Source organism: Streptomyces sp. ID05-39B, assembly GCF_033794725.1.
GTDB lineage: Bacteria > Actinomycetota > Actinomycetes > Streptomycetales > Streptomycetaceae > Streptomyces > Streptomyces bobili.
Map to the genome: position 1 here is coordinate 1 of NZ_JARGEF010000278.1, position 9,822 is coordinate 9,822.

Below are 9,822 nucleotides of genomic sequence, written 5' to 3' on the forward strand. Positions count from 1 at the left end.
CCCCCGCCCCGGCCTCCGCTCGCGTTTCCACAGGTCCCCCCACGGCCGCCTCCGCCGCCGCGTACAGGTCGGCGGGGCGGACCCCGCTGAGCGCGGTGACCAGGTGGCCGTCGGGGCGGATCAGCAGGACGGTGTGGGCGGCGGCGCCGGGATAGCTCTCGGCGACCAGCAGCTCGGCCGGGCTGGGCAGTGCCGTCACCGCGGCGGCGAGCCGGGGCATGATCCCGGCACCCACCCAGTGCCTGCGCTCCCAGACACCGGTGCCCGGGGCGATCAGCAGGACGAGCAGGGCCCCGCGGCCGAGCCGGTCCCGCAGCCGTACGAAGGAGCCGTCCTCGGCGGTGACGCGGACGTCCGTGACCGGTGCGCCGGGGGGCGTGTCCACCGGCACCTCCGCCTCCAGGTGCCGCGGCGCGAGCGGCGAGGCGGCGTACGTGCCCGGCGCGCCGAGCAGGCCACGCCCCAGGTGACCGTCGGTGAGCAGCGCGTCGTGGCCGCGGGCGGCGCCGGGGACGTACGCCCTTATGCCGGGGCCGCCGCGCAGTGTCGGCAGGATCTGGTCGGCGGCGCGCAGCCGGGCGGCGACGACCGCGCGCCGTTCCACCTGGTAGCTGTCGAGCAGCGCCTCGTGCGGGCCGTGGTGCCAGGCCAGCGCGAGCTTCCAGGCGAGGTTGTCGGCGTCCCGCAGGCCCTCATCGAGCCCCTGGGTGCCGAACGCGCCGAGGAGGTGGGCGGCGTCCCCGGCGAGGAAGACCCGCCCGGCGCGCCAGCGGCGGGCCAGCCGGTGGTGGACGGTGTGGACACCGGTGTCGAGCAACTCGTAGGCCGGGGCCGTGCCGCCGCTCCACCCCGCGAGGGTCTCGCGGATGCGGGCCACCAGCAGCTCGGGCGTGACGAGGTCCTTGCCGGGCGGCAGCAGCCAGTCCAGGCGCCAGACGTCTTCCGGCAGCGGACGTCCGGTGATCTCCCCGGCGGAGGGGCCGGACGTCCGCCACGGCGGCGTCCGATGGAGCAACGCCTCGTCGGCCCACGGAAGTTCCGTGCGCAACGCGGCGACGGCGTGTCGCTCGACAGCCGTACGGCCGGGAAAGCGGATGTCGAGGAGTTTGCGGACCGTGGAGCGGGGACCGTCGCAGCCCACCAGGTAGCTGCCGCGCCACCAGGTGCCCTTGGGGCCGCGGGTGTGGGCCGTGACGCCGGAGGCTTCCTGCTCGACGCCGTCCAGGCGGCTGTCCACGGCGATCCGCACGAGTCGCTCGCCGGCCAGGGCCGTGCGCAGGGCGTCGGTCAGCACGTGCTGGGCGAGGTGCAGGGGGGCGGGGTCGTCGTCGTCGAACCCGATCTCGTGTGTCACCTGCTTGCGCCGCATCGACCGCCAACCGGCCCAGTGGACGCCCGCCCCGGAGAGCGAGGTGCCGGTGAGCCGCTCCATCAGGGCGGCGGTGTCCTCGCGGAGCACCGCGGTGCGCGCGAGCCGTGGTTCGTCCTTGCCCGGTCCCTCGTCCAGGACGACGGAGGGCACCTCCTGACGCGCCAGCGCCAGGGCGAGCGTGAGCCCCATGGGCCCCGCTCCGACGATGATCACCGGGTCCACGGCGTGGCGCCCCCTGCCCGCGACGGCGTCCTGAGGGACGTAGGTGAACAAGAGGTTGGAGCAGGGTGCACGATCACACAACGTATGCAACCCACTGCCGCTGCCTGCGTCAAGCGACGGAGGCAGCGGCGCGCACGCCACTGCCTCCGTACAGGTCACGCCGTATGAGTGAGCGTCAGACCGCCTGGCCCGTTCCGTAGCTGCCGGGGATCGCGGCGGGGTTGTCCTCGACGTCGTCCGGGGCGAGCACCGCGCCCGTGCCGCGCTTGCTGCGGCGCAGCCTCGTCTCCAGCCAGGTCGCGAAGGATGTGAGGATGAAGTTGACGACGATGAAGATGAGGGCCACGACGATGAAGCTGGGGACGACGTTGGCGTAGTTCGCCGCCAGAGTGCTGCGCGCGTTGAGCAGCTCGGTGAACCCGAGCATCACGCCACCGAGCGCGGTGTCCTTCACGATGACCACCAGCTGGCTGACGATCGCCGGAAGCATCGCCGTGACGGCCTGGGGCAGCAGGATGCTCGTCATCGTCTGGCCCTTGCGCAGGCCGATCGCGAACGCGGCCTCCGTCTGCCCCTTGGGCAGGGCGAGGATGCCGGCCCGGACGACCTCCGCGAGGACCGAGGCGTTGTAGAGCACGAGGCCGGTGACGACCGCGTACATGGGGCGGTCGTCGCTGGGGATGTCCGCATAGCGGACGTACAGTTCGTTGGCGAACAGCATCAGCAGCAGGACCGGGATCGACCGGAAGAACTCGACCACCGCGCCGGCCGGGACGCGCACCCAGCGGTGGTCGGACATGCGCGAGATGCCGAGGAACGCGCCCAGGGGAAGGGCGATGACCATGGAGAGGGCCGCGGCCTTCATGGTGTTGGCGAGGCCCGGCAGAAGGTAGGTCGTCCACGCCTGGGACGTGGTGAACGGCTCCCACAGGGCCCACTCGAGCTGTTTCTTGTCGTCCATCTTCTCCCACACCCACCACAGGAGCAGGGCGAGCAGGACGGAGAAGAGGATGGACAGCAGGACGTTGCGCCGTTTGGCGCGGGGCCCGGGGGCGTCGTACAGGACCGAGCTCATCGCTTCACCGCCAGTCGCTTGCCGAGCCAGCCGAGCAGCAGGCCGGTGGGAAGGGTCAGGACCACGAACCCGAAGGCGAAGACCGCGCCGATGGCCAGCGTCTGGGCCTCGTTCTCGATCATTTCCTTCATGAGGAAGGCGGCTTCGGCCACGCTGATGGCCGCCGCCACGGTCGTGTTCTTGGTCAGGGCGATCAGGACGTTGGTCAACGGGCCGATGACCGAGCGGAAGGCCTGCGGCAGGATGACGAGTCCCAGTGTCTGGCTGAAGCTCAGTCCGATCGCGCGGGCCGCCTCGGCCTGGCCGAGGGGCACGGTGTTGATGCCGGAGCGGATCGACTCGCAGACGAAGGCCGCCGTGTAGGCGGTCAGACCGAGGACCGCGAGGCGGAAGCCCTGGAGGGGAAAGTCGTCGGACGCGCCCATCGTCATACCGAAGATGTCGGCGAGGCCGAGCGAGGTGAAGACGATGATGACCGTCAGAGGGATGTTCCGGACGATGTTGACGTAGGCGGTGCCGAATCCGCGCATCAGCGGGACCGGGCTGACGCGCATCGCGGCCAGCATGGTGCCCCAGACCAGGGAGCCGACGGCGGAGAAGACGGTCAGTTTGATCGTCAACCAGAACGCCGCGAGGACGTCGTAGCCTTCAAGAAAGTCGAACACGATCTCCCGCGCTTCCGGGTGTGTGTGGGGTACGTGGAGGGCGCGACGCGCCGCCCGCCGTGATCGCGACGACGGGCGGCGCGCCCGCGGAACCCCACGGCGTGCGCGGGATTCCTGAGGCAGCGGCTGCCGGGTTACTTGACGATGACGCCGATCTTCGGGGCCTGCTCGTTCTTGTACTCGGCCGGGCCGAAGTTCTCCGTGACCGCCTTGTCCCACGCGCCGTCGCTGACCATCTTCTCCAGCGCGGCGTTGATCTTGTCGACGGTGGCCTTGTCGCCCTTCTTGACGCCGACGCCGTAGTTCTCGTTCGAGAGCTTCTCGCCCACGAGCTTGAACTGGCCCTTGTACTTGTCCTGCGCGGCGAAGCCCGCGAGGATCGAGTCGTCGGTGGTCACCGCGTCCACGGTGCCGCTCTGAAGGGCGGCGATGCACTCCGAGTAACCGCCCAGCGTCTTCAGGTTCGCCTTCGGGGCGATCTTGTCCTTGACGTTCTGCGCCGACGTGGAACCGGCCACCGAACACAGGTTCTCGCCGTTGAGGTCCCCGCCCTTGGCGATCTTGGAGTCCTTCTTCACCAGCAGGTCCTGGTGGGCCAGCAGGTACGGGCCGGCGAAGTCGACCTTCTGGGCACGCTTGTCGTTGATCGAGTACGTGGCCGCGATGAACTTGACGTCGCCGCGGGCAAGGGCGTTCTCGCGGTCGGCGCTCTTGGTCTCGACGAACGTGATCTGGTTCGGCTCGTAGCCGAGCTCCTTGGCCACGTAGGTCGCCACGTCCACGTCGAAGCCGGAGAAGGAACCGTCGGGCTCCTTCAGGCCGAGACCCGGCTGGTCGTACTTGATACCGATCTTGATCTTGTCGCCGCCGCCGCTGGAGCCGCTGCTCGTGTCGTCCTTGTCGTCGGAACCGCACGCCGTGGCGGCGAGGGCGAGGGCGAGGACGGCGGCCGAGGCGGCGGAGACCTTGCGAAGCTTCATGATCGACTTCCTTTGGGTGATGCCTTCGGTGATGAAGGAGACGTGCGAGCCGTCGAGAGGCGGGTGACGCTGGTCGCGGGCGCGCGAGGCGCCGTCAGTGATGCAGGATCTTGGACAGGAAGTCCTTGGCACGGTCACTGCGCGGATTGCTGAAGAACTGGTCTGGCGCAGCCTGTTCGACGATGCGGCCGTCGGCCATGAACACCACGCGGTTTGCAGCCGATCGTGCGAATCCCATCTCGTGGGTGACGACGATCATGGTCATACCGTCCCGGGCGAGCTGCTGCATGACCTCCAGCACCTCGTTGATCATCTCCGGGTCCAGGGCGGAGGTCGGCTCGTCGAAGAGCATCACCTTGGGGTTCATGGCCAGGGCGCGTGCGATGGCCACGCGCTGCTGCTGGCCGCCGGAGAGCTGTGCGGGGTACTTGTCGGCCTGGCTGGCCACGCCGACACGGTCCAGCAGGAGGCGCGCGTTTGCCTCGGCCTTCTTCTTGTCCGTCTTGCGGACCTTGATCTGGCCCAGCATCACGTTCTGCAGCACGGTCTTGTGCGCGAACAGATTGAAGGACTGGAAGACCATGCCGACGTCGGCACGCAGCCGTGCCAGTTCCTTGCCCTCCTGGGGCAGCGGCTTCCCGTCGATCGTGATCGCGCCTGTGTCGATCGTCTCCAGGCGGTTGATGGTGCGGCACAGCGTGGACTTACCGGACCCGGAGGGTCCGATCACCACGACGACCTCACCGCGCTCGATGGTCAGATCGATGTCCTGGAGAACGTGCAACGCGCCGAAATGCTTGTTGACGCTCTTCAGGACGACCAGTTCTCCGGGCGCGGCCACGTCTTCCTTGGCCACCGATACTTCGGTCATCGCTCTCGGGCTCCGTCCTCCTCGGTTGCGGAGGACAGTAGTAACCACTGCGACCAGCGTCATTACATCTGAGGGGAATCTGAGGATCACGATCCGATAGCAATCGGACACCTGTCGTAGCACTTACGACGTGGGACCGTATCGGGCGGATAACGGAAGCCCCGCGCAACCGGAACCCACTTGACGGCGTCCTCGTCCATCAGCGTGACTGCCATGATGCACGCGCGCGTGCATCGCGCTTTTCGTCCACCGAAACCGTACGCCTAGGTCGTACGACTTTGTACAGAACCAGATGGTACGCCCGATGAACCGGAGGAGGCCGGGATGAGACTGCTGCTCGTCGAGGACGACAACCATGTCGCCGCCGCGCTGTCCGCGGTCCTGAGGCGGCACGGTTTCGACGTCACCCACGCGCGCAGCGGCGAGGAGGCGCTCCAGGCGCTCGTCCCGGAGGGTCCCGGCTTCGGGGTCGTCCTGCTCGACCTGGGTCTGCCCGACCAGGACGGCTACGAGGTCTGCGGCAAGATCCGCAAGCGCACCGCCACCCCCGTCATCATGGTGACGGCCCGCGCCGACGTGCGTTCCCGCATCCACGGCCTCAACCTGGGCGCCGACGACTACGTCGTGAAGCCGTACGACACCGGTGAGCTGCTCGCCCGTATCCACGCCGTCAGCCGGCGGACCGTCCCCGAGGACGCGGCCGGGGCCGGGGCCGGGGAGAACGAGCTGCTGCTCGGGCCCGTGCACATCGAGCTGCCCACCCGGCGCGTCACCGTGGACGGCACCGTCGTCCAGCTGACCCGCAAGGAGTTCGACCTTCTGGCGCTGCTCGCCCAGCGGCCCGGAGTGGTCTTCCGGCGGGAGCAGATCATCAGCGAGGTCTGGCGCACCAGCTGGGAGGGGACCGGGCGCACCCTGGAGGTGCACGTCGCCTCCCTGCGCGCCAAGCTGCGCATGCCCGCCCTGATCGAGACCGTGCGCGGGGTCGGCTACCGGCTCGTCGCCCCGGCGTAGCGGGGATCGTTGCGCACACGTCTTCTGCCGCTGCTCATCGTCCTGATGGCGGCCGTACTGCTGGCCCTCGGCGTGCCGCTGGCGGTCAGCGTGGCCGGCGCCGAGCAACAGGACGTGGTCGTCGACCGCATCGACGACACGGCCCGCTTCGCCGCCCTGGCCCAGTTCGTCACCGTCCCGGCCGACGACTCCGACCCCGTGGCCACGACCAACGACGAGCGGCGCAAGGCGCTGATCCGTGAACTGGTCAACTACTACGACGTCTACGGCATTCGTGCCGGTGTCTTCTACGGCACCGATACCCCCATGGCTCATGCGCCGAGGGACTGGTACCTCCCCGAAAAGGGTGAGGTGCGGGAAGCGTTCGAGGAAGCGCTGCTGAGCCGGCGCAGCCACGACCCCCAGCAGGTGTGGCCCTGGCAGCGCAACCGGCTCGTGGTGGCGTCCCCGGTGATCCGGGACGGCGACGTCGTCGCGGTCGTCGTCACGGACTCGCCCACCGGCGCGATGCGCTCACGCATCCTGCACGGCTGGCTGATCATCGCCGCGGGCGAGGGCGCGGCGATGCTGCTCGCCATCGGAGCGGCCCTGCGCCTGACCGGCTGGGTGCTCAGGCCCGTCCGCGTCCTGGACGCGACCACCCACGACATCGCCACCGGCCGACTGAAGTCCCGGGTGGCGGTCGCGAGCGGTCCGCCGGAACTCCGGCGGCTGGCCCGGTCGTTCAACGAGATGGCGGACAACGTCGAGGACGTGCTGGAGCAGCAGCGCGCCTTCGTCGCCGACGCCTCGCACCAGCTGCGCAACCCGCTCGCGGCGCTGCTGCTGCGCATCGAACTGCTCGCCTACGAACTCCCGGAGGGCAATGAGGAGATCGCGTCCGTGCAGAACGAGGGCAAGCGCCTCGCCCACGTCCTGGACGACCTGCTCGATCTGGCCCTGGCCGAGCACACCGAGGCCGACCTGCGGATCACCGACGTCGGCGCGCTGACCACCGAGCGCGTCGCCGCCTGGGCGCCCACCGCCGAGGCCCAGGGTGTCCGCCTGATCGGGGACTGCCCGCCCACGACGGCATGGGCGGACCCCGTCACACTCTCCAGCGCCCTGGACGCGGTGATCGACAACGCGGTCAAGTTCACGCCGGAGGGCGAGAGCGTCGAGGTGACGGTCGCCGTCGAGGGGGAGACCTCGACCGTCGTCGTGACGGATCACGGCCCCGGCCTGACCGAGGAGGAGCTGGCGCGCGTGGGCGACCGCTTCTGGCGCAGCGGCCGGCACCAGAACATCAAGGGCTCCGGCCTCGGCCTGTCCATCTCCCGTGCCCTGCTCGCGGCCGGCGGCGGCACGATCGCGTACGCCCATCACGAGCCCACCGGCCTGAAGGTGACGGTGTCCGTGCCGAGGACGAGGCCCGTGGCCTGAGAGCCGGTGCACAGGACGGCCCGGCGGTGGCCGTGGCCCGAGAGTCGGCGGGGAGGGCGGCCGGCGGTGGCGTCGGCCTCGTTACGGCTTGACGGAGCGGTAGTAGCGCCGGGCGCCCTCGTGCAGCGGGAGCGGGTCGGTGTAGATGGCCGTGCGCAGGTCGACCAGCTGGGCGGAGTGGACGTGCCGCCCGATGCCGTCGCGGCTCTTGATCACGGTCCGGGTCAGCCATTCGGTGAGCCGGGGGTCCACGTCCGTGCGGGTCATCAGCAGGTTGGACACCGCGATCGTCGGCACGGTGGAGCCGTTCTGGATGATCGGATAGGCGGACTCGGGCATGTTGGTGGCCCGGTAGAAGCCCGTCGCGTCGTCCTGCTGATGCATCTTGGCCACCAGCGCGGCGTCTATCGGCACGAACCGGAAGGTGAAGCCGTCGGCCAGCTTCTCCAGACCGGCCGTCGGCACCCCTCCGGACCAGAAGAACGCGTCGATCTTCCCCTGCTTCAGCCGTTCGGGACCGGTGTCGATGCCCTCCGACACCGCCGTGATGTCCTTCGCCGGATCCAGGCCCGCCGCCTTCAGGACCCGCTCGGCGATGAGCCGCACCCCCGAGCGGGGCAGCCCGGTCGCGACCGTCCGCCCCTTGAGGTCCGCCACGGACCGCAGGTCCGAGTCACGCGGCACGACCAGTTGCACGTAGTCGTCGTACAGCCGGGCGACCCCGCGCAGCCGGGTGGACGCGCCGGGGTGCTCTCTCTCGTACGTCTCCACCGCGTCGGCCGCGGCGATGGTGTAGTCGGCCTGGCCGGTCGCCACGCGCGCGACGTTCTCCTGGGAGCCGTTGCTGGCGGTCAGGTTCACGTCCAGGTCGGGCATGTCCTCGGCCAGCGCGGTGCGCAGCCGGCTGCCGTACTCGTAGTAGACGCCGCTCGTGGTGCCCGTGCTGAGGGTGATCCTGCCACTCGGCGGATCCTCGCCCAGGGGCAGCAGCCACCACAGCAGCAGCCCGAGGACGACGACGGCGGCGCCCGCGCCCTGGAGGGCCCGGCGCCTGCCGATGGAAGGGAACACCTTGGACATGCGCGCGATCCTGCCAGGTGGGGCGGTGAGCTGGCCAGGGCGGGCCGCACGGGGTGGTGGCGGACGGGACTGTCAGTGGCCGTCGTTACAGTCGGTGCATGAGTTCCTCGCCCGCCGACATGGTCCGTCAGTTCCACCTCGCCTTCGGTCTCGACGCCCGCAGTACGCCGGCGGAGGTCCCGCCCGGACTCGCCGCGCACCGGGGCGAGCTGCTCGCCGAGGAGGCGGCCGAGGTGGCCGAGGTCTCGGTGAGCGGCCCCCTGGACCGCCTGGCGCACGAACTGGCCGACGTGGTCTACGTCGCGTACGGCACGGCGCTGGTGCACGGGATCGACCTCGACGCGGTGATAGCCGAGATCCACCGGTCCAACATGACCAAGCTCGGCCCCGACGGACAGATCGCCCGCCGTGCGGACGGCAAGGTCCTCAAGGGCGAGCACTACGAGGCGCCGGACGTGCCGGCGGTGCTGCGCCGCCAGGGATGGGTCCCCGGCGGCGCGGCTTGACCGACGCGCCTGACCGACGGGCCGGACCCGTGGCCGTCGGCGCTACGGGGTGTCGCTGTCGGCGAGCGGCCACTCGCGGTGCAGGGCGCCCAGGGGAATGTCCCGCCGGAGCACACCGGGGTGCCGAAGATCGTCAGTTGCAGCCGCAGGGGGTGTGGAGCGCCAGACCGGGGAGCGGCCGCAGGCCCGTGCCGCGCAGCGCGCGCTGGCCGAGGAGCTGACGACGCTGGTGCACGGTGCCGGCCGGCCGGACGCCGTGACCGCCGGGTCCAAGGCCCTCTTCGGGCAGGAGCCGGTCAGGTCGACTCCGCCGTACACCGCCCAGGAGCCGTCGGCCTCGAACCTGTCGTCGGGGCGCGCCGTGGCGGTCGCGGTGTCCTCGGGTGCGGCGGCCACCGCGAGGGAGCGTTCGGCGGGGGTCGCGGTCGTGGCGGCGGCTTCGGCCCGCGGGCCGGCGGTGGCGCCTGTGTCGGGCCGTGACGGGGCGAGGAGCAGCCGGCGGCGAGAAGGAGGGCGGTGGTGGTGGCTAGCTAAGGCGGGCGTGACGGCACGCCTGAGCCTGCTGCGTGTGCGCAAGGTCAATCCTGGCGGTGGGGGCGGAGGGACCCCGGGGAC

Annotated in this window: 9 protein-coding genes and 1 pseudogene; 4 read left to right on the plus strand and 6 right to left on the minus strand. The window is 70.5% G+C overall.

Going from position 1 to position 9,822, the window contains the following annotated elements; all coding sequences use genetic code 11:
• The 5 genes from P1P75_RS35805 to P1P75_RS35825 all read right to left on the minus strand — a co-directional run.
• A partial coding sequence (locus tag P1P75_RS35805) for an FAD-dependent monooxygenase (protein ID WP_319263377.1) occupies positions 1 to 1,594 on the minus strand: 1,594 nt, incomplete at its 3' end.
• 175 nt (positions 1,595 to 1,769) lie between these two features.
• The gene (locus tag P1P75_RS35810; protein ID WP_319263362.1) at positions 1,770 to 2,669 is read right to left on the minus strand and encodes an amino acid ABC transporter permease; all 900 of its coding nucleotides are present in this window, start codon (positions 2,667 to 2,669) and stop codon (positions 1,770 to 1,772) included.
• Positions 2,666 to 3,334: an amino acid ABC transporter permease gene (locus tag P1P75_RS35815; RefSeq protein WP_319263364.1), complete on the minus strand. Its 669-nt coding sequence runs from the start codon at positions 3,332 to 3,334 to the stop codon at positions 2,666 to 2,668. The genes P1P75_RS35810 and P1P75_RS35815 overlap by 4 nt, the downstream gene beginning before the upstream one ends.
• A gap of 134 nt (positions 3,335 to 3,468) precedes the next feature.
• Positions 3,469 to 4,314 (minus strand): glutamate ABC transporter substrate-binding protein, encoded by an 846-nt coding sequence (locus P1P75_RS35820; RefSeq protein ID WP_319263365.1) that lies wholly within the window; start codon positions 4,312 to 4,314, stop codon positions 3,469 to 3,471.
• A 94-nt stretch (positions 4,315 to 4,408) separates the two neighbouring features.
• Complete coding sequence (locus tag P1P75_RS35825; protein ID WP_319263368.1) at positions 4,409 to 5,185, minus strand: amino acid ABC transporter ATP-binding protein; 777 nt, start codon at positions 5,183 to 5,185, stop codon at positions 4,409 to 4,411.
• Positions 5,186 to 5,509: 324 nt separating this feature from the next.
• On the opposite strand from P1P75_RS35825, the gene P1P75_RS35830 reads away from it, so the two are divergent.
• Together P1P75_RS35830 and P1P75_RS35835 are read left to right on the plus strand one after the other, a co-directional pair.
• Positions 5,510 to 6,199, plus strand: coding sequence for a response regulator transcription factor (locus P1P75_RS35830; protein ID WP_319263370.1), 690 nt, complete (start codon positions 5,510 to 5,512; stop codon positions 6,197 to 6,199).
• Positions 6,200 to 6,208: 9 nt separating this feature from the next.
• The gene (locus tag P1P75_RS35835) at positions 6,209 to 7,621 is read left to right on the plus strand and encodes a HAMP domain-containing sensor histidine kinase (protein ID WP_319263371.1); all 1,413 of its coding nucleotides are present in this window, start codon (positions 6,209 to 6,211) and stop codon (positions 7,619 to 7,621) included.
• 81 nt (positions 7,622 to 7,702) lie between these two features.
• Here P1P75_RS35835 and P1P75_RS35840 read toward each other — a convergent pair whose 3' ends face one another.
• On the minus strand, positions 7,703 to 8,701 hold the full coding sequence (locus P1P75_RS35840; protein WP_319263373.1) for a TAXI family TRAP transporter solute-binding subunit: 999 nt from the start codon (positions 8,699 to 8,701) through the stop codon (positions 7,703 to 7,705).
• 98 nt (positions 8,702 to 8,799) lie between these two features.
• Between P1P75_RS35840 and P1P75_RS35845 the strand changes: the two genes are divergently transcribed.
• Entirely contained in the window at positions 8,800 to 9,207 is a 408-nt protein-coding gene (locus P1P75_RS35845) for a MazG nucleotide pyrophosphohydrolase domain-containing protein (RefSeq protein WP_319263375.1), read from the plus strand.
• Positions 9,208 to 9,361: 154 nt separating this feature from the next.
• A pseudogene (locus P1P75_RS35850) lies at positions 9,362 to 9,496 on the plus strand (tyrosine--tRNA ligase); the annotation flags it as partial.
• Between the last annotated feature and the right edge of the window lie 326 nt (positions 9,497 to 9,822).